Genomic DNA, 24,378 nt, shown 5'->3' with positions numbered 1-24,378 from the left:
TATTCGATGAAGAACCAAAAAAAAGCGGCCATCTCACGATGGCCGCTTTTTTGCCGATCCATTTATTTGGGTAACCTGCATGCAAGCCCATGGCTTTCTAGCTGGTGCTCGATCAATCGTGGGGCGCAGCGCTCAGGCGCTACCGCGCACCATATCCACATGAGGAATCCCGGCCTCCAGGAACTCCTCGCTGACCACGGCGAAGCCCAGTCGCTCATAGAACGGCGTGGCGTGTACCTGGGCGCTGAGTTTCTGTTGCTTGAGGCCGCGCTTTTCGGCCTCCGCGATCACCGCGTGCATCAGGGCGTCGCCGACCTTCAGGCCGCGCCAGTCCTTGAGCACCGAGACGCGCCCGACATGGCCGTCGGTCAGCAGGCGGGCGGTGCCGATGGGGAAATCGCCTTCGAAGGCGAGGAAGTGCACGGCGCCCTGGTCGTCGGCATCCCATTCCAGTTCGGGTGGGACGGATTGCTCGGCAATGAACACCGCTTCACGAATGCGCCGGATCTCGGCGTTATCCTTTTGCCAGTCTGCGACACGAACGTGAATTTTATTCATCGGCGAACCCCAGGCTGCCTTGTTTGACCAACTCGCAGATCAGGCCGCGGCCGTCTTCATCGGCCAGCCAGGGGCCGAGGTTCTCGATGTGCAGGGCGTCGGCGGCGCAGATCATCTTCAGCAGCTCGCGCAGCTTGCCCGGCAGGTAACGGCTCTGGCCGCTGGCGAACAGCAGCAGGTCGTCGTCGACTTCCGACCAGGCCAGGCGCGCGCTCGGATTGCGGATGATCACCGCGCCTTGCTCCAGGCCGGCCAGCAGGTCGTCTTCTTCCAGTTCCGGGCCAACCACCAGTTCCGGGTAACGCGGCTCGGTCATGAATTGGCCGAACCAGGTCAGCAGCAGGCGTTCGTCGCTCATGTGTTCGGCCAGCAGGCCCTTGAGGCGGTCGAGGGCGTCGTGCTGGATCTGGTGTGGGTCGCTCACCGGGCGTGCGTCGGCGTCGGTGTAGCGTTCTTCGTCCGGCAGGAACTGGCTGAGGAAGTCGGTGAAGTGGGTCAGCACTTCGGCCGCGCTCGGTGCGCGAAAGCCCACGGAGTAGGTCATGCAGTCATCCACGGCCACACCGCAATGGGCCAGGCGCGGCGGCAGGTAGAGCATGTCGCCCGGTTCCAGGACCCATTCGTCAGTGGCCTCGAAGTCGGCGAGGATGCGCAGGTCGGCGTGGGGCAGCAGCGGGCTGTCGGAGTCGCACATCTGGCCGATCTTCCAGTTGCGCTTGCCATGGCCTTGCAGCAGGAACACGTCGTAGTTGTCGAAATGCGGGCCGACGCTGCCACCTGGGGCGGCGAAGCTGATCATCACGTCATCGATACGCCAGCTTGGCAGGAAGCGGAAGTGCTCCAGCAGTTCGCTGACTTCCGGGACGAACTGATCGACGGCTTGCACCAGCAGGGTCCAGTCTCGCGCCGGCAGTTGGCTGAATTCGTCTTCGGCGAACGGGCCGCGACGCAGTTCCCAGGGGCGCTCGCCGTGCTCGAGCACCAGGCGCGATTCGACTTCTTCTTCCAGGGCCAGGCCGGCCAGTTCGTCGGCATCGATCGGGCTTTCGAAGTCAGCAATGGCCTGGCGGATCAGCAGGGGCTTTTTCTGCCAGTAGTCGCGCAAGAACTCCCGTGCCGTGATGCCGCCCAGGAGTTGCAGAGGAATATCAGGATTCATGTGTAACCTATTGAAAAAATATACTTTTCATACGCGAATAAAAACGCCCGGCGCGGCCGGGCGTCTCAAGGGTGCAGCGGTGCCTCAGATGCGCTTGGCTTGTGCCGCGGCGTTGCCGATGTAGCTGGCCGGGGTCAGCTTCTTCAGTTCGGTCTTGGCGTCGGCAGGCATGTCCAGGCCATCGATGAAAGTCTGCAACGCTTCAGGGCTGATGCCTTTGCCGCGGGTCAGTTCTTTCAGTTTTTCGTAGGGGTTTTCGATGTTGTAGCGGCGCATGACTGTCTGGATCGGCTCGGCCAGGACTTCCCAGCAGGCGTCCAGGTCGGCGGCGATCTTCTGCTCGTTCAGTTCCAGCTTGCCGATGCCCTTGAGGCTGGCTTCGTAGGCGATGACGCTGTGGGCAAAGCCCACGCCCAGGTTGCGCAGCACAGTGGAGTCGGTCAGGTCGCGCTGCCAGCGGGAGATTGGCAGCTTGCTCGCCAGGTGCTGGAACAGCGCGTTGGCGATGCCCAGGTTGCCTTCGGAGTTTTCGAAGTCGATCGGGTTGACCTTGTGCGGCATGGTCGAGGAACCGATTTCGCCGGCAATGGTGCGTTGCTTGAAATAACCCAGGGAGATGTAGCCCCAGATGTCGCGGTCGAAGTCGATCAGGATGGTGTTGAAGCGCGCGATCGCGTCGAACAGCTCGGCAATGTAGTCATGCGGCTCGATCTGGGTGGTGTACGGGTTGAAGCTCAGGCCCAGTTCGTCTTCGATGAAGGCGCGGGCGTTGGCTTCCCAGTCGATGTCCGGGTAGGCCGACAGGTGGGCATTGTAGTTGCCCACGGCGCCATTGATCTTGCCCAGCAGCGGCACGGCGGCCACTTGAGCGATCTGGCGCTCCAGGCGGTACACCACGTTCGCCAGTTCCTTGCCCAGGGTGGTCGGCGATGCCGGTTGACCGTGGGTGCGCGACAGCATCGGTACGTCGGCGAAGCGGATCGCCAGTTCGCGGATCGCCTCGGCGATCTGACGCATCAAGGGCAGCAGTACATCATCACGGCCTTCGCGCAGCATCAGGGCATGGGACAGGTTGTTGATGTCCTCGCTGGTGCAGGCGAAGTGGATGAACTCGCTGACCTTGGCCAGTTCCGGCAGCTTGGCCGCCTGCTCCTTGAGCAGGTATTCGATGGCCTTGACGTCGTGGTTGGTGGTGCGTTCGATCTCTTTGACGCGCTCGGCGTGCTCCAGCGCAAAGTTATCGGCCAGGGCATTCAGCACCGCGTTGGCTTCGGCGGAAAACGCCGGGACTTCGCCGATGGCAGGGTGAGCGGCCAGGCGCTGGAGCCAGCGCACTTCAACCAGGACGCGGGCACGGATCAGGCCGTACTCGCTGAAAATCGGGCGCAGGGCCTGGGTTTTGCCGGCGTAGCGGCCGTCTACAGGGGAAACCGCAGTGAGCGAAGAGAGCTGCATGGGGTGTTCTCGGACAGTCGGGCAACGAAATGGGGCGCGTATCATACATGAAAACAATCGCCGATCCGTCGCCAACTGACCGGCGTGTTACGCGTAACGAAATAAAACTGTTTATTACCTGTGGCGAGGGAGCTTGCTCCCGCTGGGGCGCGAAGCGTCCCTGAATCCAGGCGACCCGGACTCAAGAGGGGCTGCCATGCAGCCCAGCGGGAGCAAGCTCCCTCGCCACAAAAGAAGCAGGTTGAAGCGACTTATTCGTTGCGCATCAATGGGTAAAGCTCTTTCAGCAACTTGCGCCGGCTGATCACCAACTGCCAGCGATGGCCGCCCAGTTGCCGCCACAACCGCGCCGAGCGGATCCCGGCCAGCAACAGGGCGCGGATCTTCGAGGCGTTGCTCGGTTGCTGCAGGTTGCGCATGTCGCCGTGCACCTGGATGCGTTGGCGCAGGGTGCTCAGGGTGTCTTGGTACAGGGCGCCACAGGCGGCCACGACATTCTCGTGGGACGGGCCGAAGTGTTCGACCTGGGATTGAATCTGCGGCAGGCGCTTGCCGATGGTCTCCAGCATGTCGTCGCGCTTGGCCAACTGGCGCTCGAGCCCCAGCATCGACAGGGCGTAGCGCAGCGGTTCGCGTTGCAGGGCGCTGGGGTCACGCTCCAGGGCGCCGATCAGTGCGCGGTAACCTTCGCGCAGGTTGAGGTCGTCGCCGCCGTAGACTTCCAGGGTGTCCTTGGGGTCGCGCACCAGCAGGCTGCCGAGCATGCAGGCCACGCCCGCTTCGGAGGCCTGGCCGGTCTTGGCGATCCGATCCACCAGCACTGCGGCGAGAAACACGCCGCCCAACGCCGTCAGTTGTTCCTGGATCGGGGTCATGCCTTGCTGCTCCAGGGCTCAGCCACTTCGATGACGCCGCCGCCCAGGCAGATTTCGCCGTCGTAGAACACCACGGACTGGCCAGGCGTGACCGCCCGTTGCGGATCGTCGAACGTGGCGCGGTAACCGGTGGCGGTCTTTTCCAGGATGCAAGGCTGGTCGCCCTGCCGGTAGCGAACCTTGGCCGTCAGGCGGCGTGGCTCGCTGAGGTCGATCGGGTTGACCCAATAGATGTCGGAGGCGAGCAGGGCGCGGGAAAACAGCCACGGATGGTCATTGCCCTGGCCGACGATCAGCTCGTTGTGCTCCAGGTCCTTGATCAGCACGTACCACGGCTCTTCGCCGGCGTCTTTCAGGCCGCCGATGCCCAGGCCCTGGCGCTGGCCGATGGTGTGGTACATCAGGCCATGGTGGCGGCCGATGACTTCGCCTTCGGTTGTCTTGATCTCGCCTGGCTGGGCCGGCAGGTATTGCTTGAGGAAGTCGCTGAAGCGGCGCTCGCCGATGAAGCAGATTCCGGTGGAGTCCTTCTTCTTCGCGGTGGCGAGGGCGTGTTTCTCGGCGATGGCCCGTACTTCGGGCTTTTCCAGTTCGCCCACCGGGAACAGCGTCTTGGCGATCTGTTCGCCGCCGACCGCATGCAGGAAGTAGCTCTGGTCCTTGTTCGGGTCCAGGCCCTTGAGCAGCTCGGTGCGACCGTCGATGTCGCGGCGGCGCACGTAGTGACCGGTGGCGATCAGGTCGGCGCCGAGCATCATCGCGTAGTCGAGGAACGCCTTGAACTTGATCTCGCGGTTGCAGAGGATGTCCGGGTTCGGCGTGCGACCGGCCTTGTACTCGGCCAGGAAGTGCTCGAACACGTTGTCCCAGTACTCGGCGGCAAAGTTGGCGGTGTGCAGCTTGATGCCGATCTTGTCGCACACGGCCTGGGCGTCCGCGAGGTCGTCCATGGCGGTGCAGTATTCGGTTCCGTCGTCTTCTTCCCAGTTCTTCATGAACAGGCCTTCCACCTCATAACCCTGCTCGATCAGCAGAAGGGCGGAAACGGAAGAGTCCACGCCGCCGGACATGCCGACAATGACGCGCTTCTTTTGTGTGTCAGAAGGGGCTGGATCGCGCATAGCAGTTCAATGAGTGTCTTGAAAAAGGACGCGATTCTATCAGGCCCGGGCGCTCAAGGCTAAAGAGAAGGACGGATCAGCGTCAGACTGTGGCGATGACCGGCCAGATAATCGTCGATGCAGCGGATGATCAGCTCGCTGCGCCAGCGTTCGCGCTGTTCGAGCAGTTCGTCGCGGGTCAGCCATCGGGCGCCGAGAATGCCGTCGTCCAGCGGCGCCTCGGGGTGGTGCCTGAGCGCCTTGGCGGCGAAGCAGACCCGCTGGTAGGTCACGCCATTGCTGGGGGCGGTGTACAGGTAGATGCCCACCACGCTGGTGGGCTCGACGTCCCAGCCGGTTTCTTCCAGGGTTTCGCGCACGGCGGCCTCGATCAGCGTCTCATCCGGATCCAGGTGTCCGGCGGGCTGGTTGAGTACCGCGCGCCCGCCCTTGGACTCTTCCACCATCAGGAAGCGGCCGTTGTCCTCGACGATGGTGGCGACGGTGATGTGGGGGTTCCAATTCATGTGGTGTCCTCGAACTCAATGTCTGAATGCGATCAATGTGGGAGCGAGCTTGCTCGCGATAGCGGTGTGTCAGTCAATATCAGTGTTGAATGCTACGCCGCTATCGCGAGCAAGCTCGCTCCCACAGGGGGAACAAGTTTGTCAGGGGAAATGGGGTGGCGCCAGGAACACAAACCCCGGCACAAGGCCGGGGTTCGTGGTGCTTCATGAGGACCTTACACCAGCGCAGCGATTGCCGCGTTGAAGGTGGCGCTCGGGCGCATGGCCTTGCTGGTCAGTTCCGGGTTGGCGAAGTAGTAGCCGCCAATGTCCACGGGCTTGCCCTGCACGGCGTTGAGTTCGGCAACGATCTTCTCTTCGTTGTCGGTCAGCGTCTTGGCCAGGGCGGTGAACTGAGCCTTGAGGGCTGCATCGTCATTCTGTGCGGCCAGTGCCTGGGCCCAGAACAGGGTCAGGTAGAAGTGGCTGCCACGGTTGTCGATGCCGCCCACTTTGCGCGAAGGCGACTTGTTGCGGTCCAGGAACTCGCCAGTGGCCTGGTCGAGGGTCTTGGCCAGTACCAGTGCCTTGGGGTTGTTGTAGGTCACGCCCAGGTGTTCGAGGGACGCGGCCAGGGCCAGGAACTCGCCCAGGGAATCCCAGCGCAGGAAGTTTTCTTCCAGCAGTTGCTGGACGTGCTTGGGCGCGGAACCGCCGGCGCCGGTTTCGAACAGGCCGCCACCGTTCATCAGCGGCACGATCGACAGCATCTTGGCGCTGGTGCCCAGCTCCATGATCGGGAACAGGTCGGTCAGGTAGTCGCGCAACACGTTGCCGGTCACCGAGATGGTGTCCTTGCCTTCGCGGGTGCGGGCCAGGGTGAACTTCATCGCTTCGACCGGCGACATGATGCGCAGGTCCAGGCCGTTGGTGTCGTGGTCTTTCAGGTAGGCCTGGACTTTCTCGATGACCACGCCGTCATGGGCGCGCATCGGGTCCAGCCAGAAAATCGCCGGCGTGTTGCTGGCGCGGGCACGGTTGACGGCCAGCTTGACCCAATCCTGGATCGGCGCGTCCTTGGTCTGGCACATGCGGAAGATGTCGCCAGCCTCGACGTTCTGCTCCAGCAGGGTGCGACCGCTGCTGTCGGATACACGCACCACGCCGCCGACCTTGATCTGGAAGGTCTTGTCGTGGGAGCCGTATTCCTCGGCCTTCTTGGCCATCAGGCCGACGTTCGGCACGCTGCCCATGGTGGTGGGGTCGAAGGCGCCGTGTTGCTTGCAGTCTTCGATCACCGCCTGGTAGATGGTGGCGTAGCAGCGGTCCGGGATCACGGCCTTGGTGTCGTGCAGTTGGCCATCGGTGCCCCACATCTTGCCGGAGTCACGGATCATGGCCGGCATCGAGGCGTCGACGATGACGTCGCTCGGCACGTGCAGGTTGGTGATGCCTTTGTCGGAGTTGACCATCGCCAGGGATGGACGCACCGCGTAGACCGCCTGGATGTCGGCTTCGATCTGCGCCTGCTGCTCGGCCGGCAGGGCCTTGATGCGGGCGTACAGGTCGCCGATGCCGTTGTTCAGGTTGAAGCCGATCTGCTCCAGCACCTCGGCGTGCTTGGCCAGGGCGTCTTTATAGAACTCGGCCACGATCTGGCCGAACATGATCGGGTCGGAGACCTTCATCATGGTGGCCTTGAGGTGCACCGACAGCAGCACGCCTTGTTGCTTGGCGTCTTCGATCTGGGCTGCGATGAATTCGCGCAGGGCTTTCTTGCTCAGTACGGCGCAGTCGAGGATCTCACCGGCTTGCACGGTGGTTTTTTCCTTCAGGACAGTGGCAGTGCCGTCCTGGGCGATCAACTCGATTTTCACGCTGCCAGCGGCGTCGATCAGGGCGGCTTTTTCGCTGCCGTAGAAATCGCCGTTGCTCATGTGGGCCACGTGGGACTTGGAGTCCGCTGCCCAGGCGCCCATCTTGTGCGGGTGCTTGCGTGCGTAGTTCTTGACCGACAGCGGCGCACGACGGTCGGAGTTGCCTTCACGCAGGACCGGGTTCACGGCGCTGCCTTTGACTTTGTCGTAACGGGCGCGAGCGTCTTTCTCGGCATCGTTGGTCACGGTTTCCGGGTAGTCCGGCAGCGCGTAGCCCTGGGCCTGCAATTCCTTGATCGCGGCCTGCAGTTGCGGCACCGAAGCACTGATGTTCGGCAGTTTGATGATGTTGGCTTCAGGCGTAACGGCCAGGTCGCCCAGTTCGGCGAGGTGGTCGGCTACGGCTTTGTCACCCAATTGCTCGGGGAAGCTGGCCAGGATGCGCCCTGCGAGGGAGATGTCGCGGGTTTCCACGGCGATATCGGCCGAAGCGGTAAAGGCTTCGACGATCGGCAGCAGTGAATAGGTGGCGAGGGCGGGAGCTTCGTCGGTGAAGGTATAGATGATCTTCGAGCGGGTGGGCATATTCGGATTAACTCTCTTCTTTGCTAAAGCATGCGCAGAAACTCGAGGGGCGCCGGGTAAGCGCGTTCGTTCAAAGTCATCCGTGAGCCGAATGTCGAGGTTTCTTCGCGGTGATGTTGGGTGCATCAGTCGAGCGTCAAGCGGTGGAGCCGCGGTAACGGTCCGGCTTCGTAACTGGCGGAAAATCCTGGCTTTTTCTTCTCAAGCGCAAGCGTCCGGCCGTCGTGACCCTGTGGTCAGCGGCGGCATTATACATAGGTAGCTGGCAATCTGCCGATGCTTCATAGACTTCCGTACACGTCCATTGGTCTAAACGTCGCAGGCGTGGGCAGTCGGACTATGCTCATGTTTGGCGCTTTTCCCTTGGTTTTCAGGCTTGTACGCGGCCAACTGCAGCGCTTTGTGCCGGATGAGTCGAACGTAGGGTTTGCGTGCCGATACAACTGGGTTACGCTCGAATGCAGCCAGATGTTCAATCCAAGCAATGGAGTTCAGCATGGGGTATCAAAAGATTCAGGTTCCAGCCGTCGGTGACAAAATTACCGTCAATGCAGACCATTCTCTTAATGTTCCCGACAACCCGATCATCCCCTTCATCGAAGGCGACGGCATTGGCGTCGATATCAGTCCGGTCATGATCAAGGTTGTGGACGCTGCGGTGCAGAAGGCCTACGGCGGCAAGCGCAAGATTTCCTGGATGGAGGTCTATGCCGGCGAGAAGGCCACCCAGGTCTACGACCAGGACACCTGGCTGCCCCAGGAAACCCTGGATGCGGTCAAGGATTACGTGGTGTCCATCAAGGGCCCGCTGACCACGCCGGTCGGTGGCGGCATCCGTTCGCTCAACGTGGCCCTGCGCCAGCAACTCGACCTGTATGTGTGCCTGCGCCCGGTGCGCTGGTTCGAAGGCGTGCCGAGTCCGGTCAAGAAGCCGGGCGACGTGGACATGACGATCTTTCGCGAGAACTCCGAAGACATCTACGCGGGCATCGAGTGGAAGGCCGGCTCGGCCGAAGCCACCAAGGTCATCAAGTTCCTGAAAGAAGAAATGGGCGTGACCAAGATCCGTTTCGACGAAAACTGCGGCATTGGCGTCAAGCCGGTGTCCAAGCAGGGCACCCAGCGCCTGGCGCGCAAGGCCTTGCAATATGTCGTCGACAATGACCGCGACTCGCTGACCATCGTGCACAAAGGCAACATCATGAAGTTCACCGAAGGTGCCTTCAAGGAATGGGCCTACGAAGTGGCGGCCGAGGAGTTCGGCGCGACGCTGCTCGACGGCGGCCCTTGGATGCAGTTCAAGAACCCGAAGACCGGCAAGAACGTGATCGTCAAGGATGCCATCGCCGATGCGATGCTCCAGCAGATCCTGCTGCGTCCGGCCGAATACGACGTGATTGCGACGTTGAACCTCAACGGTGACTACCTTTCCGACGCCCTGGCGGCGGAAGTGGGCGGGATCGGTATCGCGCCAGGTGCCAACCTGTCCGACACCGTGGCGATGTTCGAAGCCACCCACGGTACTGCGCCCAAGTATGCGGGCAAGGACCAGGTCAACCCGGGGTCGCTGATCCTGTCGGCTGAAATGATGCTGCGTCACATGGGGTGGACCGAGGCGGCCGACCTGATCATCAAGGGCACCAACGGCGCGATTTCGGCCAAGACCGTGACCTATGACTTCGAACGCCTGATGGATGGTGCCAAGCTGGTGTCGTCTTCGGGCTTCGGCGATGCCCTGATCTCGCACATGTAAGCGGATCGGCGCCCAACGCGAATGCCCGGCTCGAGTCGATCGAGCCGGGCATTTTTCGTTCGGCCGGGGCGGTTGTCGATCAAAGCGTCTCGACGGCCCTGGCGGGAGCGGGGGCGGCGGTGTCTTCGACGCAGTCCACCTTGATGTTGACCGCGTGTAGGCCCTTGGGTCCCTGGATGACTTCGAACGTCACAGGCTGTCCAGCCTTCAGGGTCTTATAGCCTTCCATGTTGATTGCCGAGTAATGGGCGAAAAGGTCTTCATCCCGGCCGGCTGCGATAATGAATCCGTAGCCCTTGGCATTGTTGAACCATTTCACCTTGCCACTCATCTTGACAGCCGACATAAACCATATCCCTCTGCAACGCACTCCATCACTGGAGTATCATCCCGTCCATCCGCAGGCTAATCTTGAAAACAGGGTAGATGCCACGGACCTTTTTAACCCACGATGGGCTCTATTGGTTGTAACACCGTTTTGCCGATAGTCAAGGTGGCCGGGTGGTCGTGGTTGAAATCGCCCAAAAGCGCCCCCATCACTGTATTCGCCAACTAAACGAACCTTTCTTTCCATGCATGCAGTCAGCCAGATTCGACTAACATTCAATCAGGATCGCCCGGATCTACACGACGACGATTCCGCAGGCATTGCTGTTCAGGAGGCAAAGCCTGCATTACAGGCGCCACCGATGTACAAGGTGGTTTTGTTCAACGATGACTACACACCGATGGATTTCGTCGTCGAAGTGCTCGAGGTGTTTTTTAACCTGAATCGCGAGCTGGCGACCAAGGTCATGCTGGCCGTTCATACAGAGGGACGGGCAGTATGTGGAGTGTTTACCCGCGACATCGCCGAGACAAAGGCCATGCAGGTCAACCAGTACGCCCGGGAAAGCCAGCATCCGCTACTCTGTGAAATCGAGAAGGACGGTTAACGCCGACCACTTGGGTATGAGGTGAAGCTATGTTAAACCGCGAGCTCGAAGTCACCCTCAATCTTGCCTTCAAGGAGGCTCGTTCGAAGCGTCATGAATTCATGACCGTCGAGCACCTGCTGCTGGCCCTATTGGATAACGAGGCTGCCGCCACCGTATTGCGTGCCTGCGGCGCGAACCTCGATAAACTCAAGCATGACCTGCAGGAGTTCATCGACTCCACCACGCCCTTGATCCCCGTTCATGACGAGGATCGGGAAACCCAGCCAACCCTGGGCTTCCAGCGTGTCCTGCAGCGTGCTGTCTTTCATGTACAGAGCTCGGGCAAGCGTGAAGTCACCGGCGCCAACGTGCTGGTTGCGATCTTCAGCGAGCAGGAAAGCCAGGCCGTATTCCTGCTCAAGCAACAGAGCGTTGCACGTATCGATGTCGTCAACTACATCGCCCATGGCATCTCCAAGGTGCCGGGGCATGGCGATCATTCCGAGGGTGAGCAGGATATGCAGGACGACGAGGGCGGTGAGTCTTCTTCCTCGGGCAATCCGCTGGATGCCTATGCCAGCAACCTGAACGAACTGGCACGCCAGGGGCGTATCGACCCGCTCGTGGGCCGAGAGCTCGAAGTCGAGCGCGTGGCGCAGATCCTCGCCCGGCGGCGCAAGAACAACCCATTGCTGGTGGGCGAGGCGGGCGTGGGCAAGACCGCGATCGCCGAAGGCCTGGCCAAGCGCATCGTCGATAATCAGGTGCCGGACCTGCTGGCCAACAGCGTGGTCTATTCCCTCGACCTGGGCGCCTTGCTGGCCGGCACCAAGTACCGCGGTGATTTCGAGAAGCGCTTCAAGGCGTTGCTCGGCGAGCTGAAGAAACGTCCGCAGGCGATCCTGTTCATCGACGAAATCCACACCATCATCGGTGCCGGCGCCGCGTCGGGTGGGGTCATGGACGCGTCCAACCTGCTCAAGCCGCTGCTGTCGTCGGGTGATATCCGCTGCATCGGTTCGACCACGTTCCAGGAATTCCGCGGCATCTTCGAGAAGGACCGGGCCCTGGCGCGGCGTTTCCAGAAGGTCGACGTGTCGGAGCCGTCGGTGGAAGACACCATCGGTATCCTGCGCGGCCTGAAAGGGCGTTTCGAGCTGCACCACAACATCGAGTACAGCGATGAAGCCCTGCGCGCGGCGGCCGAGCTGGCCTCGCGCTACATCAATGACCGGCACATGCCGGACAAGGCCATCGACGTCATCGACGAGGCGGGTGCCTATCAGCGCCTGCAACCGGTAGACAAGCGCGTCAAGCGCATCGACGTACCTCAGGTCGAGGACATCGTGGCGAAGATCGCGCGGATTCCGCCCAAGCATGTCACCAGTTCCGACAAGGAGCTGCTGCGTAACCTGGAGCGTGACCTGAAGCTGACGGTGTTCGGTCAGGACGCGGCTATCGACTCGTTGTCGACGGCCATCAAGCTGTCCCGCGCCGGACTCAAGTCGCCGGACAAGCCGGTGGGTTCGTTCCTGTTCGCCGGGCCTACCGGCGTGGGCAAGACCGAGGCTGCGCGGCAACTGGCCAAGGCGATGGGCATCGAGCTGGTGCGCTTCGACATGTCCGAGTACATGGAGCGCCATACCGTGTCGCGTCTGATCGGTGCGCCTCCGGGCTATGTCGGGTTCGACCAGGGCGGCTTGCTGACCGAGGCCATCACCAAGCAGCCGCATTGCGTGTTGCTGCTCGATGAGATCGAGAAGGCCCACCCGGAAGTCTTCAACCTGCTCCTGCAGGTCATGGACCACGGCACGCTGACCGATAACAACGGGCGCAAGGCGGATTTCCGCAACGTGATCCTGATCATGACCACCAACGCCGGTGCCGAGACGGCGGCGCGCGCTTCGATCGGTTTCACCCATCAGGACCATTCGTCCGATGCGATGGAAGTGATCAAGAAGAGCTTCACGCCTGAGTTCCGCAACCGCCTGGATACCATCATCCAGTTTGGTCGCCTCAGCCACGAGGTGATCAAGAGCGTGGTGGACAAGTTCCTCACCGAGCTTCAGGCGCAGCTCGAAGACAAGCGTGTGTTGCTGGAAGTCACCGACGCGGCGCGCAGTTGGCTGGCGGAAGGCGGCTACGATGTGACGATGGGGGCACGGCCAATGGCTCGCCTGATCCAGGACAAGATCAAGCGTCCGCTGGCGGAGGAGATCCTGTTTGGCGAGTTGTCCGAGCATGGCGGTGTGGTGCACATCGACATCAAGGATGGCGAACTGACCTTCGACTTCGAAACCACGGCTGAAATGGCCTGATAGAAGCCCGTAACAAGCAAAAAGGCGCCGAAAGGCGCCTTTTTGCTGTCCGCGCAACCGCACACCAACCCCTGTGGGAGCGGGCTTGCCCGCGAATGTGGTTGCTCATTTGACATCCATGCAAGCTCATCCACCGCTTTCGCGGGCAAGCCCGCTCCCACAGGGGAGGCGGGTGATTATCAAATCGCGGACAAACAAAAACGCCCGGCATCAGCCGGGCGTCTTGTATTGACTTGTTAGCGAGCGCGGTAAGTGATGCGCCCTTTGCTCAAGTCATAGGGCGTCAGCTCGACGCGCACTTTGTCACCGGTAAGAATACGAATGTAGTTCTTGCGCATCTTGCCGGAGATATGCGCGGTTACGACGTGCCCATTTTCCAACTCCACGCGAAACATGGTGTTGGGCAGGGTGTCGACGACAGTGCCTTCCATTTCGAAGCTGTCTTCTTTCGACATGCAGTAAAGCCCTCGGTGTCCAGTGAATGGCCCGGTGCAACTGCGCCAGGCAAAAGCGGCGTGCATTGTGCCCGAAAAAGGGGGGGCAAGCCAAGGGGTTCTAGTTCAGGACAACCCAGCGCTGGTTAATCAGCAGTTCAATGGGGCGATATTGGGTCTTGTAGTTCATTTTCTTGCAGTTCTTGATCCAGTAGCCCAGGTACACCGCATCGAGCCCCAGGCGCCGGGCTTCGCTGATTTGCCAGAGGATGGCGAAGCGCCCCAGGCTGCGTCGCTCTTGTTCTGGCTCATAGAAGGTGTACACCGCTGAAAGGCCGTTGGGCAGCAGGTCGGTGACGGCAATCGCCACCAACCGTCCGTCGAGACGGAACTCGTAGAAGCGCGAAAAGGGCAGGTCGCGCACCAGGAAGGTGGAAAACTGATCGCGGCTGGGCGGGTACATGTCGCCATCGGCATGGCGTTGCTCGATGTAGCGTTGATACAGGTCGAAATATTCCTCGGTGAACTGCGGCTTGGCCGGCCGTACCTGAAGGTCGGCGTTGCGCTTGAAAATGCGTTTCTGCTGGCGATTGGGCGCAAATTGCACCACGGGGATGCGCGCCGGGACGCAGGCGTTGCAGTGCTGGCAATGGGGCCGGTAGAGATGATCGCCGCTGCGACGAAAGCCCATTTCCGACAGGTCAGCATAGACGTGCACATCCATTGGCTGGCTGGGGTCGAGGAACAGCGTCGTGGCCTGCTCATCCGGCAGGTAACTGCAAGAGTGGGGCTGAGTGGCATAGAACTTCAAACGCGCCAACTCGGTCATGATCAACCCTCGGGATAAGCTATGGGGTTAAGTGTAAGCCAGGAGCGCCAATGTCGCTCAGCAAACCCAGGTCGCGTGGTTGGGTTGATCCAGGTGCGCCTCAAGGTAGCCGGCGAACGTTGCACGGGGGATCGACCGGGCGCCCAGGCTGTGCAGGTGCTCGGTGGGCATCTGGCAGTCGATCAGCACGAAGCCGGCGGCCTTGAGGTGTTGGACCAGCGTGGCGAAGCCGAATTTCGACGTGTTGTCGGCCCGGCTGAACATGGACTCGCCAAAAAACAGCTGCCCCATTGCCAGGCCGTACAGACCGCCCACCAGCGCGCCCTGGTCCCAGACCTCCACGGAGTGGGCGAAGCCGCGCCGATGCAGCTCCAGGTAGGCGCTCTGCATGGCCTCGGTGATCCAGGTGCCTTCGGCGTAGTCCCGTGGCGCGGCGCAGGCCCGGATGACGGCGGCGAAGTCCTGGTCGAACGTCACCTGGTAGCGTTGCTTGCGCAACAGTTTGCCCAGGCTGCGGGAGACGTGCAGCTCGTCGGGAAACAGCACCGTGCGAGGGTCCGGAGACCACCACAGGATCGGCTGGCCCTCGGAGAACCATGGAAAGCAGCCGTGGCGATAGGCCTGGACCAGGCGGTCGGCGGACAGATCGCCACCAGCGGCCAGCAGCCCGTTGGGGTCGCGCATGGCTTTTTCCAGCGGTGGGAAATCCAGGGAGTTGCGTTGTAACCAGGTCAGCATTGTCATTCGCTTGCAGAAGGGGAGGGTGGGCGCGCGCAGATGAACTGTGGCGAGGGCTGTCAGGTCCTCGCCACAAGACTAACCGTCAAACGGCCGGAATGTCATCGAGATACTTCTCCGCATCGAGCGCGGCCATGCAGCCGGCGCCGGCAGACGTGATGGCCTGGCGATAGACGTGGTCGGCGACGTCGCCGGCGGCGAACACCCCTTCAATGTCGGTGGCCGTGGCATTGCCCTCGCTGCCGCCGCGCACGAGCAGGTAGCCGTCACGCATGTTCAACTGGCCCTGGAACAGTTCGGTGTTGGGCTTGTGACCGATGGCAATGAACACCCCAGCCAGGGACAAGGTACTGGTTTCGCCGGTCTCGCTGTGGCGCAGGCGAGCGCCGGTCACGCCGCTGGCATCGCCCAGGACCTCGTCCAGGTTCTGGTTCCAATGCAGCTTTATATTGCCGTTGGCGGCTTTTTCGAAGAGCTTGTCTTGCAGGATCTTCTCCGAGCGCAACTTGTCGCGACGGTGGATCAGGTGGACTTCCCGAGCAATGTTCGACAAGTACAGGGCTTCCTCGACCGCGGTGTTGCCGCCGCCGACCACCGCGACCACCTGGTTGCGGTAGAAAAAACCGTCGCAGGTGGCGCAGGCGGAAACGCCCTTGCCGGCGAAGCTTTCTTCCGATGGCAGCCCCAGGTACTGCGCCGAGGCGCCGGTGGCGATGATCAGGGCGTCGCAGGTGTAGGTGCCGCTGTCGCCGAGCAATTCGAACGGGCGCTGCTGCAACTTGGCGATGTGGATATGGTCGTAGACGATCTGCGTGTCGAAACGCTCGGCGTGCCGCTGCATGCGCTCCATCAGCACCGGCCCGGTCAGGCCTTCGACATCGCCCGGCCAGTTGTCGACTTCCACCGTGGTGGTGAGCTGGCCACCGGCCTGCATGCCGGTGATGACAACGGGCTTGAGGTTGGCCCGGGCGGCGTACACCGCCGCGCTGTAGCCAGCAGGCCCGGAGCCGAGAATGATCAAGCGTGAATGCTTCACTTCGTTCATAAAAACACCTCATAAGCCTTTGTCACAAAAGACAATGCATGGTCCAATTGACGCCTGTGCAGGCCGTTGTGGGCCAGGTGGGGATCCAGGGTCCGGGCGATGCCTTGGGGCCGACAAACCCGTACAATGCTTGAGTTTTGAGCGCAGGATCGGCTAAAGATCAAAATTTTCGGCAGCACCTGCGGTTTTCTGGATGCACCTCACAGTGGTAAAAGTAGTACCGGTTGTGCACATTCACTTTTTTACCTGTTCGTCTTGAGCAGTTTTTATAGTCATTCAACAGATGGACGCGCCGTTGGCGCAGGAAAAGAAGCGTTTTGAAGAAATCCACCGCAGCACCTAAAACAGTCGTTCCGCTCTGGCGCCAGCAATTGCACTACCGGCTCAAGGAAGGTGCGTTGATCGCGATCGGTGCCTTGTGCCTGTTCCTGATGATGGCCTTGCTGACCTACGGCAAGGACGATCCGGGCTGGAGCCACAACAGCAAGATCGAGGACGTGCAGAACTTCGGCGGGCCGGCCGGCTCTTACAGCGCCGACATCCTGTTCATGGTGCTGGGTTATTTCGCCTACATTTTCCCGCTGTTGCTGGCGATCAAGGCCTACCAGATCTTCCGCCAGCGCCACGAACCATGGGAGTGGAGCGGCTGGCTGTTCTCCTGGCGCCTGATCGGCCTGGTGTTCCTGGTGCTGTCGGGCGCTGCGCTGGCCCATATCCATTTCCATGCGCCCACCGGCTTGCCGGCCGGGGCGGGCGGGGCGCTGGGGGAAAGCCTCGGCGACCTGGCCAGGAACGCCCTGAACATCCAGGGCAGCACGCTGCTGTTCATCGCCCTGTTCCTGTTCGGCCTGACGGTGTTCACCGACTTGTCGTGGTTCAAGGTCATGGACGTGACCGGCAAGATCACCCTCGACCTGATCGAATTGATCCAGGGTGCGATGAACCGCTGGTGGGCGGCGCGCACCGAGCGCAAGCAACTGGTGGCGCAACTGCGTGAAGTCGACGACCGCGTCCACGACGTGGTGGCCCCGACGCTGCCGGACAAGCGCGAGCAGGCCAAGGTCAAGGAGCGCCTGATCGAACGCGAGCAGGCGTTGAGCAAGCACATGTCCGAGCGCGAGAAGCAGGTGCCGCCGGTCATCAGCATGGCCCCGCCCAAGCCGCCGGAGCCGAGCAAGCGCGTGCAGAAGGAAAAACAGGTGCCGTTGTTCGTCGACAGCGCCGTGGAAGGCACCTTGCCGCCGATCTCGATCCTCGACCCGGCCGAAAAGAAACAGCTCAACTATTCCCCCGAATCCCTGGCGGCCGTCGGCCATCTGCTGGAGATCAAGCTCAAGGAGTTCGGGGTCGAGGTCTCGGTGGATTCGATTCACCCGGGCCCGGTCATTACCCGCTACGAGATCCAGCCGGCCGCCGGCGTGAAGGTCAGCCGCATCGCCAACCTGGCCAAGGACCTGGCGCGTTCCCTGGCCGTGACCAGCGTGCGGGTGGTGGAAGTGATTCCCGGCAAGACCACCGTGGGCATCGAGATCCCCAACGAAGACCGGCAGATCGTGCGCTTCTCCGAAGTGCTGTCGACCACCGAGTACGACAACCACAAGTCGCCGGTCACCTTGGCCCTGGGCCACGACATCGGCGGCAAGCCGGTGATCACCGACCTGGCGAAGATGCCCCACCTGCTGGTGGCCGGTACCACCGGTTCGGGTAAGTCGGTGGGGGTGAACGCGATGATCCTGTCGATCCTGTTCAAGTCGGGCCCGGAAGACGCCAAGCTGATCATGATCGACCCGAAAATGCTCGAATTGTCGATCTACGAAGGCATCCCGCACTTGCTGTGCCCGGTGGTCACCGACATGAAGGACGCTGCCAACGCCTTGCGCTGGAGCGTCGCCGAGATGGAGCGCCGCTACAAGCTGATGGCGAAGATGGGCGTGCGCAACCTGTCGGGCTTCAATGCCAAGGTCAAGGAGGCCGAAGAGGCCGGCACCCCACTGAGCGACCCGTTGTACCACCGCGAAAACATCCACGATGAAGCGCCGCTGCTGCACAAGCTGCCGACCATCGTGGTGGTCGTGGACGAATTCGCCGACATGATGATGATCGTCGGCAAGAAGGTCGAAGAGCTGATCGCCCGTATCGCCCAGAAGGCCCGTGCCGCCGGTATCCACCTGATCCTGGCGACCCAGCGGCCGTCGGTGGACGTGATCACCGGCCTGATCAAGGCCAACATCCCGACCCGCATGGCGTTCCAGGTGTCGAGCAAGATCGACTCGCGGACCATCATCGACCAGGGCGGTGCCGAGCAGTTGCTCGGTCACGGTGACATGCTCTACATGCCGCCGGGCACCAGCCTGCCGATCCGGGTCCATGGCGCGTTCGTTTCCGACGATGAAGTGCATCGCGTGGTGGAAGCCTGGAAGCTGCGCGGGGCACCTGAATACAACGACGACATTCTCAATGGCGTCGAGGAAGCCGGCAGTGGCTTCGAGGGCGGCAGCGGCGGCGGTGAAGAAGATGCTGAAACCGACGCGCTCTATGACGAAGCGGTGCAGTTCGTCCTGGAAAGCCGCCGGGCCTCGATTTCCGCGGTTCAGCGCAAGTTGAAGATCGGCTACAACCGCGCCGCGCGCATGATCGAAGCCATGGAAATGGCCGGGGTCGTGACGGCCATGAACACCAACGGCTCGCGCGAAGTGCTGGCGCCGGGCCCTATGCGCGACTAACGACCTGAGCGGCGTGCTTCACGCCGCTCGCCCCCCTATGAATTCATGAGGATTCCCATGCGCCTGATTCGCATGTTGCTGTTGCCCGTACTGGCCCTGACCACCTTGTCGGCCCACGCTGACGAAAAGGACGTGGCCCGCCTGACCCAGCTGTTGGAAACATCCAAGACCCTGACCGCGCGCTTCTCCCAACTGACCCTGGACGGCAGCGGCACCCAGTTGCAGGAAACCGCCGGCGACATGGCGCTGCAGCGTCCGGGCCTGTTCTACTGGCACACCGATGCGCCGGCCGAGCAGTTGATGGTGTCCGACGGCAAGAAGGTCTCCCTGTGGGATCCGGACCTGGAACAGGTCACCATCAAGACCCTCGACCAGCGCCTGACCCAGACCCCGGCGTTGTTGCTGTCGGGTGACATTTCCAAGATCAGCCAGAGCTTCGACATCAGTGCCAAGGAAGCGGGCGGCGTGATCGACTTCACCCTCAAGCCCAAGACCAAGGACAGCCTGTTCGACAGCCTGCGCCTGTCGTTCCGCAACGGCCTGGTCAATGACATGCAACTGATCGACAGCGTCGGCCAGCGCACCAATATCCTGTTCACCGGCGTGAAGGCCAACGAGCCGATCGCCGCGTCCAAGTTCAAGTTCGACATTCCCAAGGGTGCCGACGTCATCCAGGAATAAGCACAGCCGACTTGTGGGAGCGGGCTTGCCCGCGAATGCGATGTAACATTCAACATCAATGTTGACTGACCTGCCGCTTTCGCGGGCAAGCCCGCTCCCACACGGGTCTCCGGCAACAGGATCGAGTGAGGTTGCATAAGCAGTGATGGACCTGTTTCGAAGCGCACCGATTGCCCAGCCATTGGCCGCCCGCCTGCGCGCGACCAACCTGGATGAGTACGTCGGCCAGGAGCATGTGCTCGCCCGCGGCAAGCCGCTGCGCGAGGCCCTGGAGCAGGGGGCCCTGCACTCGATGATCTTCTGGGGCCCGCCGGGCGTGGGCAAGACCACCCTGGCGCGGTTGCTGGCGGAAGTCTCCGACGCCCATTTCGAGACGGTGTCCGCGGTGCTGGCCGGGGTCAAGGAAATCCGCCAGGCGGTGGAAGTGGCCAAGCAGCAGGCCGGCCAGTACGGCAAGCGTACGATCCTGTTCGTCGACGAAGTGCACCGTTTCAACAAGTCCCAGCAGGACGCGTTCCTGCCGTACGTCGAGGACGGTACGCTGATCTTCATCGGCGCGACCACCGAGAATCCTTCGTTCGAACTCAACAACGCCTTGCTGTCGCGGGCGCGGGTCTATGTGCTCAGGAGCCTCGACGAGGCGGCGATGCGCAAGCTGGTGCATCGGGCGCTGACCGAGGAGCGCGGTCTGGGCAAGCGCCAGCTGACGCTCGGCGAGGAAGGTTTCCAGATCCTGTGTGCCGCCGCCGACGGCGATGGCCGGCGGTTGCTCAACTTGCTGGAGAACGCGTCCGACCTGGCCGAGGACAACAGCGAGATCGGCGTCGAGCTGTTGCAAAGCCTGCTGGGCGATACCCGTCGTCGCTTCGACAAGGGCGGCGAGGCGTTCTACGACCAGATCTCGGCGCTGCACAAATCCATCCGCGGTTCCAATCCCGACGCGGCCTTGTACTGGTTCGCGCGGATGATCGACGGCGGTTGCGACCCGCTGTACCTGGCGCGGCGCGTGGTGCGCATGGCCAGCGAAGACATCGGCAACGCCGACCCGCGGGCCTTGGGCCTGTGCCTGTCGGCCTGGGATGTGCAGGAGCGCCTCGGCAGCCCGGAAGGCGAACTCGCCGTGGCCCAGGCCATCACCTACCTGGCTTGCGCGCCCAAGAGCAACGCGGTGTACATGGGCTTCAAGGCCGCGATGCGCAGCGCCACCGAGCACGGCTCCCTCGAAGTGCCGCTGCACCTGCGCAATGCGCCGACCAAGCTCATGAAACAGCTGGGCTATGGCGAAGAATACCGCTATGCCCACGACGAGCCGGACGCCTACGCCGCCGGCGAGGATTATTTCCCTGAGGCCCTCGAACCCCAGCGGTTCTACGAACCCGTGCCCCGGGGCCTGGAATTGAAGATCGGCGAAAAGCTCAACCACCTGGCCCAGCTCGATCGCCTGAGCCCACGGCAACGGAGAAAACCTTGATCCCCCTGATCCTTGCAGTGTCTGCCGGCGGCGTGGCCGGCACGTTGTTGCGTTTCGCCACGGGCAATTGGATCAATGCAAATTGGCCCCGGTACTTCTATACCGCGACGCTCGCCGTTAATATCGTGGGCTGTCTGCTGATCGGCGTTCTATACGGTCTGTTTTTGATTCGTCCCGAAGTGCCCATTGAAGTGCGCGCGGGGCTTATCGTCGGCTTCCTCGGCGGCCTGACGACTTTTTCATCCTTTTCACTGGATACGGTGCGCCTGCTGGAAAGCGGGCAGGTGCCGCTGGCCATGGGCTATGCGGCCATCAGCGTATTCGGCGGGCTGCTCGCCACCTGGGTCGGCCTGTCCCTGACCAAACTTTGATAACGAGAGACCGACATGCTCGATTCCAAACTGTTACGTAGCAACCTCCAGGACGTAGCGGACCGCCTGGCGTCCCGCGGCTTTGTCCTGGACGTCGCGCGCATCGAAGCGCTGGAAGAACAGCGCAAGACCGTCCAGACGACCACCGAGAAGCTCCAGGCCGAGCGCAACGCCATTTCCAAGAGCATCGGCCAGGCCAAGCAGCGCGGTGAGGATATTGCTCCGTTGATGGCCAGTGTCGAGAACATGGGCAGCGAACTCAACAACGGCAAGATCGCCCTGGACGCGATCCAGACCGAGCTGGACGCGATCCTGCTGGGCATTCCGAACCTGCCACACGAGTCGGTGCCGGTCGGTGAGGACGAAGACGGCAACGTCGAAGTGCGCCGCTGGGGGACGCCGAAGACCTTCGACTTCGTGGTACAGGACCATGTCGCCCTGGGCGAGAAGTTCGGCTGGCTGGATTTCGAAACCGCCGCCAAATTGTCCGGTGCCCGTTTCGCCTTGCTGCGTGGGCCGATTGCCCGCCTGCACCGCGCCCTGGCGCAGTTCATGATCAACCTGCACGTGACCGAGCACGGGTACGAGGAAGCCTATACCCCGTACCTGGTCCAGGCGCCGGCTTTGCAAGGCACCGGCCAGTTGCCGAAATTCGAGGAAGACCTGTTCAAGATCGGCCGCGAAGGCGAGGCCGACCTTTACCTGATCCCGACCGCCGAAGTGTCGCTGACCAACATCGTGGCCGGCGAGATCGTCGACGCCAAGCAACTGCCGATCAAGTTCGTCGCCCACACCCCATGCTTCCGCAGCGAAGCCGGGGCATCGGGGCGCGACACCCGCGGGATGATCCGCCAGCACCAGTTCGACAAGGTCGAGATGGTGCAGATCGTCGAGCCTTCCAAGTCCATGGAAGCGCTGGAAAGCCTGACGGCCAACGCCGAGAAGGTCCTGCAATTGCTGGAACTGCCATATCGCACCCTGGCGCTGTGCACCGGTGACATGGGCTTCAGCGCGGTCAAGACCTATGACCTGGAAGTGTGGATCCCGAGCCAGGACAAGTACCGTGAGATTTCGTCGTGCTCCAACTGCGGCGACTTCCAGGCCCGCCGCATGCAGGCGCGTTTCCGTAACCCGGAGACCGGTAAGCCGGAACTGGTGCACACCCTCAATGGCTCCGGCCTGGCCGTGGGCCGGACCCTGGTGGCCGTGCTGGAAAACTACCAGCAGGCCGACGGCTCGATCCGTGTGCCCGAGGTGTTGAAGCCGTACATGGGCGGTATCGAGGTCATCGGCTAAATGGAATATTTGCCACTGTTCCACAACCTGCGCGGCAGTCGCGTGCTGGTGGTTGGCGGCGGGGAGATTGCCTTGCGCAAGTCCCGCCTGCTGGCCGATGCCGGTGCGCTGTTGCGGGTGGTCGCACCCGAAATCGAACCGCAATTGCGCGAACTGGTGAGTGGCAGCGGTGGCGAATGCGTCCTGCGCGGTTACCTCGAAGCGGACCTGGACGGCTGCGGCCTGATCATCGCCGCCACTGACGACGAGGCACTCAACGCCCGGGTCTCGGCCGACGCCCATCGGCGCTGCGTGCCGGTCAACGTGGTGGACGCGCCGGCCCTGTGCAGCGTGATCTTCCCGGCGATCGTCGACCGTTCGCCGCTGGTGATCGCGGTGTCCAGCGGCGGTGATGCCCCGGTGCTGGCGCGGTTGATCCGGGCCAAGCTGGAAACCTGGATTCCCTCGACCTACGGGCAACTTGCCGGCCTGGCGGCGCGGTTTCGCAGTCAGGTCAAGGGCCTGTTCCCGGATGTACAGCAACGCCGGGCGTTCTGGGAAGACGTGTTCCAGGGGCCGATCGCCGATCGCCAGTTGGCCGGGCAGGGCGCCGAGGCCGAGCGTCTGCTGCGCGAGAAGATCGCCGGCCAGGCGCCGCATGCGCCGGGCGAAGTCTACCTGGTGGGGGCAGGGCCCGGTGATCCGGACCTGCTGACCTTCCGCGCCTTGCGGCTGATGCAACAGGCGGACGTGGTGCTCTACGACCGCCTGGTGGCGCCCGCGATCCTCGAGCTGTGTCGACGTGATGCCGAGCGGGTCTATGTGGGCAAGCGTCGTTCCGAACACGCCGTGCCCCAGGACCAGATCAACCAGCAACTGGTGGACCTGGCCCGACAGGGCAAGCGCGTGGTGCGGTTGAAGGGCGGCGATCCGTTCATTTTCGGTCGTGGCGGCGAAGAGATCGAAGAGCTGGCCGCCCACGGCATCCCGTTCCAGGTCGTGCCGGGTATCACCGCGGCCAGTGGTTGCGCGGCGTACGCGGGCATTCCGTTGACCCACCGCGACTACGCCCAGTCGGTGCGTTTCATCACGGGCCACCTCAAGGATGGCAGCAGCGACTTGCCGTGGGCAGACCTGGTTTCCCCGGCCCAGACGCTGGTGTTCTACATGGGGTTGGTGGGCTTGCCGATGATCTGCAGCGAGCTGATCAGGCACGGCCGCGCGGCGGATACGCCGGCAGCCTTGATCCAGCAGGGCACGACGGTCAACCAGCGGGTGTTCACCGGCACCCTGGCAGACTTGCCGCGGCTGGTGGCGGAGCATGAGGTGCATGCACCGACGCTGGTAATCGTGGGGGAAGTGGTGCAACTGCGCGAGAAGCTGGCGTGGTTCGAAGGGGCCCAGGGGCAGGTCTGAAGACTGCGTCGCGCCCTTCGCGAGCAAGCCCGCTTGTGTCTGAGTAAGGGAATAAACTCTGGGGTGAGAGGGGTAGATGGCAAGCTGTGAGTCCGCGGTGCTTGAAGCACGAGTGGGAGCAAAGCTGCCATCTACCTTTCTACTCTGGCCCATAAGCCCGAACAGTTGTACGAGCGGCACTCGAATCACAAGCGTGGGCAAAGCCAGAGCACTCTCATTTCTGAGTGTAAGAGGGTTTTGCCATGATTTCCTGGGTCGGTATCGATATATCCAAATCAAATCTCGTCGTTTG

Annotated in this window: 21 protein-coding genes; 9 read left to right on the top strand and 12 right to left on the bottom strand. The window is 62.2% G+C overall.

Features of this window, described 5'->3' with window-relative positions; translation table 11 throughout:
• Positions 1-132 precede the first annotated feature (132 nt).
• The 7 genes from AD664_RS25040 to AD664_RS25010 form a co-directional block, all read right to left on the bottom strand.
• Positions 133-558, bottom strand: coding sequence for a GNAT family N-acetyltransferase (locus tag AD664_RS25040; RefSeq protein WP_042729781.1), 426 nt, complete (start codon positions 556-558; stop codon positions 133-135).
• Complete coding sequence (locus tag AD664_RS25035) at positions 551-1,717, bottom strand: cupin domain-containing protein (RefSeq protein ID WP_053150947.1); 1,167 nt, start codon at positions 1,715-1,717, stop codon at positions 551-553. The genes AD664_RS25040 and AD664_RS25035 overlap by 8 nt, the downstream gene beginning before the upstream one ends.
• Before the next feature lie 84 nt (positions 1,718-1,801).
• Positions 1,802-3,172, bottom strand: coding sequence for an adenylosuccinate lyase (purB, locus tag AD664_RS25030; protein WP_053150945.1), 1,371 nt, complete (start codon positions 3,170-3,172; stop codon positions 1,802-1,804).
• A 251-nt stretch (positions 3,173-3,423) separates the two neighbouring features.
• On the bottom strand, positions 3,424-4,047 hold the full coding sequence (gene hflD / locus AD664_RS25025) for a high frequency lysogenization protein HflD (RefSeq protein ID WP_053150942.1): 624 nt from the start codon (positions 4,045-4,047) through the stop codon (positions 3,424-3,426).
• The gene (mnmA, locus tag AD664_RS25020; RefSeq protein ID WP_053150939.1) at positions 4,044-5,168 is read right to left on the bottom strand and encodes a tRNA 2-thiouridine(34) synthase MnmA; all 1,125 of its coding nucleotides are present in this window, start codon (positions 5,166-5,168) and stop codon (positions 4,044-4,046) included. The genes hflD and mnmA overlap by 4 nt, the downstream gene beginning before the upstream one ends.
• A gap of 59 nt (positions 5,169-5,227) precedes the next feature.
• A complete protein-coding gene (locus AD664_RS25015; protein ID WP_042732085.1) occupies positions 5,228-5,674 on the bottom strand; it encodes an NUDIX hydrolase in 447 nt (148 codons plus the stop codon).
• A 215-nt stretch (positions 5,675-5,889) separates the two neighbouring features.
• Positions 5,890-8,115, bottom strand: coding sequence for an NADP-dependent isocitrate dehydrogenase (locus tag AD664_RS25010; protein WP_053150936.1), 2,226 nt, complete (start codon positions 8,113-8,115; stop codon positions 5,890-5,892).
• Between the two features lie 496 nt (positions 8,116-8,611).
• Between AD664_RS25010 and icd the strand changes: the two genes are divergently transcribed.
• Positions 8,612-9,868: an NADP-dependent isocitrate dehydrogenase gene (icd, locus tag AD664_RS25005; protein ID WP_042732083.1), complete on the top strand. Its 1,257-nt coding sequence runs from the start codon at positions 8,612-8,614 to the stop codon at positions 9,866-9,868.
• 79 nt (positions 9,869-9,947) lie between these two features.
• Here the strand turns inward: icd and cspD are convergent, their stop codons facing one another.
• Positions 9,948-10,214: a cold shock domain-containing protein CspD gene (gene cspD / locus AD664_RS25000; RefSeq protein WP_053150933.1), complete on the bottom strand. Its 267-nt coding sequence runs from the start codon at positions 10,212-10,214 to the stop codon at positions 9,948-9,950.
• A 226-nt stretch (positions 10,215-10,440) separates the two neighbouring features.
• Between cspD and clpS the strand changes: the two genes are divergently transcribed.
• Positions 10,441-10,803 carry an ATP-dependent Clp protease adapter ClpS gene (gene clpS, locus AD664_RS24995; RefSeq protein WP_003180089.1) on the top strand — a complete coding sequence of 121 codons (363 nt, stop codon included), beginning with the start codon at positions 10,441-10,443 and terminating at the stop codon, positions 10,801-10,803.
• Positions 10,804-10,832: 29 nt separating this feature from the next.
• On the top strand, positions 10,833-13,103 hold the full coding sequence (clpA, locus tag AD664_RS24990; protein WP_042731108.1) for an ATP-dependent Clp protease ATP-binding subunit ClpA: 2,271 nt from the start codon (positions 10,833-10,835) through the stop codon (positions 13,101-13,103).
• A 236-nt stretch (positions 13,104-13,339) separates the two neighbouring features.
• On the opposite strand, the gene infA is transcribed toward clpA, so the two are convergent.
• The 4 genes from infA to trxB all read right to left on the bottom strand — a co-directional run bounded on the left by infA (position 13,340) and on the right by trxB (position 16,149).
• Positions 13,340-13,558, bottom strand: a complete 219-nt coding sequence (gene infA / locus AD664_RS24985; RefSeq protein ID WP_002553999.1) for a translation initiation factor IF-1 — start codon at positions 13,556-13,558, stop codon at positions 13,340-13,342.
• 100 nt (positions 13,559-13,658) lie between these two features.
• Entirely contained in the window at positions 13,659-14,366 is a 708-nt protein-coding gene (locus AD664_RS24980; RefSeq protein ID WP_053150930.1) for an arginyltransferase, read from the bottom strand.
• A 57-nt stretch (positions 14,367-14,423) separates the two neighbouring features.
• A complete protein-coding gene (gene aat / locus AD664_RS24975; RefSeq protein WP_053150926.1) occupies positions 14,424-15,104 on the bottom strand; it encodes a leucyl/phenylalanyl-tRNA--protein transferase in 681 nt (226 codons plus the stop codon).
• An 85-nt stretch (positions 15,105-15,189) separates the two neighbouring features.
• Positions 15,190-16,149: a thioredoxin-disulfide reductase gene (trxB, locus tag AD664_RS24970; RefSeq protein ID WP_053150923.1), complete on the bottom strand. Its 960-nt coding sequence runs from the start codon at positions 16,147-16,149 to the stop codon at positions 15,190-15,192.
• A gap of 317 nt (positions 16,150-16,466) precedes the next feature.
• On the opposite strand from trxB, the gene AD664_RS24965 reads away from it, so the two are divergent.
• The 6 genes from AD664_RS24965 to cysG all read left to right on the top strand — a co-directional run bounded on the left by AD664_RS24965 (position 16,467) and on the right by cysG (position 24,086).
• On the top strand, positions 16,467-18,872 hold the full coding sequence (locus AD664_RS24965; RefSeq protein ID WP_042731104.1) for a DNA translocase FtsK: 2,406 nt from the start codon (positions 16,467-16,469) through the stop codon (positions 18,870-18,872).
• A 57-nt stretch (positions 18,873-18,929) separates the two neighbouring features.
• Positions 18,930-19,553, top strand: coding sequence for an outer membrane lipoprotein chaperone LolA (gene lolA / locus AD664_RS24960; RefSeq protein WP_042731103.1), 624 nt, complete (start codon positions 18,930-18,932; stop codon positions 19,551-19,553).
• Between the two features lie 145 nt (positions 19,554-19,698).
• Positions 19,699-21,024 (top strand): replication-associated recombination protein A, encoded by a 1,326-nt coding sequence (locus AD664_RS24955; RefSeq protein WP_053150920.1) that lies wholly within the window; start codon positions 19,699-19,701, stop codon positions 21,022-21,024.
• Positions 21,021-21,395 (top strand): fluoride efflux transporter CrcB, encoded by a 375-nt coding sequence (gene crcB / locus AD664_RS24950; RefSeq protein ID WP_053150916.1) that lies wholly within the window; start codon positions 21,021-21,023, stop codon positions 21,393-21,395. Before AD664_RS24955 ends, crcB begins: the two co-directional genes overlap by 4 nt.
• 15 nt (positions 21,396-21,410) lie before the next feature.
• Complete coding sequence (gene serS, locus AD664_RS24945; protein ID WP_053150913.1) at positions 21,411-22,691, top strand: serine--tRNA ligase; 1,281 nt, start codon at positions 21,411-21,413, stop codon at positions 22,689-22,691.
• Entirely contained in the window at positions 22,692-24,086 is a 1,395-nt protein-coding gene (cysG, locus tag AD664_RS24940) for a siroheme synthase CysG (protein ID WP_053150910.1), read from the top strand.
• Positions 24,087-24,378: the final 292 nt, after the last annotated feature.

This window comes from Pseudomonas sp. P97.38 (genome assembly GCF_001269745.1).
Lineage (GTDB): Bacteria > Pseudomonadota > Gammaproteobacteria > Pseudomonadales > Pseudomonadaceae > Aquipseudomonas > Aquipseudomonas chlororaphis_E.
Note: the sequence above shows the minus strand (reverse complement) of the source record. Positions and strands in the feature narration are given on the sequence as shown.

Excerpts from the sequence above, each read along its gene's own strand:
- clpA (WP_042731108.1), top strand. The coding sequence starts at position 10,833 with ATGTTAAACCGCGAGCTCGAAGTCACCCTCAATCTTGCCTTCAAGGAG.
- AD664_RS25040 (WP_042729781.1), bottom strand. The coding sequence starts at position 558 with ATGAATAAAATTCACGTTCGTGTCGCAGACTGGCAAAAGGATAACGCC.
- AD664_RS25035 (WP_053150947.1), bottom strand. The coding sequence starts at position 1,717 with ATGAATCCTGATATTCCTCTGCAACTCCTGGGCGGCATCACGGCACGG.
- mnmA (WP_053150939.1), bottom strand. The coding sequence starts at position 5,168 with ATGCGCGATCCAGCCCCTTCTGACACACAAAAGAAGCGCGTCATTGTC.
- trxB (WP_053150923.1), bottom strand. The coding sequence starts at position 16,149 with ATGAACGAAGTGAAGCATTCACGCTTGATCATTCTCGGCTCCGGGCCT.
- aat (WP_053150926.1), bottom strand. The coding sequence starts at position 15,104 with ATGCTGACCTGGTTACAACGCAACTCCCTGGATTTCCCACCGCTGGAA.
- AD664_RS25010 (WP_053150936.1), bottom strand. The coding sequence starts at position 8,115 with ATGCCCACCCGCTCGAAGATCATCTATACCTTCACCGACGAAGCTCCC.
- cspD (WP_053150933.1), bottom strand. The coding sequence starts at position 10,214 with ATGTCGGCTGTCAAGATGAGTGGCAAGGTGAAATGGTTCAACAATGCC.
- AD664_RS24955 (WP_053150920.1), top strand. The coding sequence starts at position 19,699 with ATGGACCTGTTTCGAAGCGCACCGATTGCCCAGCCATTGGCCGCCCGC.
- AD664_RS24980 (WP_053150930.1), bottom strand. The coding sequence starts at position 14,366 with ATGACCGAGTTGGCGCGTTTGAAGTTCTATGCCACTCAGCCCCACTCT.
- clpS (WP_003180089.1), top strand. The coding sequence starts at position 10,441 with ATGCATGCAGTCAGCCAGATTCGACTAACATTCAATCAGGATCGCCCG.
- purB (WP_053150945.1), bottom strand. The coding sequence starts at position 3,172 with ATGCAGCTCTCTTCGCTCACTGCGGTTTCCCCTGTAGACGGCCGCTAC.
- cysG (WP_053150910.1), top strand. The coding sequence starts at position 22,692 with ATGGAATATTTGCCACTGTTCCACAACCTGCGCGGCAGTCGCGTGCTG.
- lolA (WP_042731103.1), top strand. The coding sequence starts at position 18,930 with ATGCGCCTGATTCGCATGTTGCTGTTGCCCGTACTGGCCCTGACCACC.
- icd (WP_042732083.1), top strand. The coding sequence starts at position 8,612 with ATGGGGTATCAAAAGATTCAGGTTCCAGCCGTCGGTGACAAAATTACC.
- infA (WP_002553999.1), bottom strand. The coding sequence starts at position 13,558 with ATGTCGAAAGAAGACAGCTTCGAAATGGAAGGCACTGTCGTCGACACC.
- AD664_RS25015 (WP_042732085.1), bottom strand. The coding sequence starts at position 5,674 with ATGAATTGGAACCCCCACATCACCGTCGCCACCATCGTCGAGGACAAC.
- serS (WP_053150913.1), top strand. The coding sequence starts at position 21,411 with ATGCTCGATTCCAAACTGTTACGTAGCAACCTCCAGGACGTAGCGGAC.
- hflD (WP_053150942.1), bottom strand. The coding sequence starts at position 4,047 with ATGACCCCGATCCAGGAACAACTGACGGCGTTGGGCGGCGTGTTTCTC.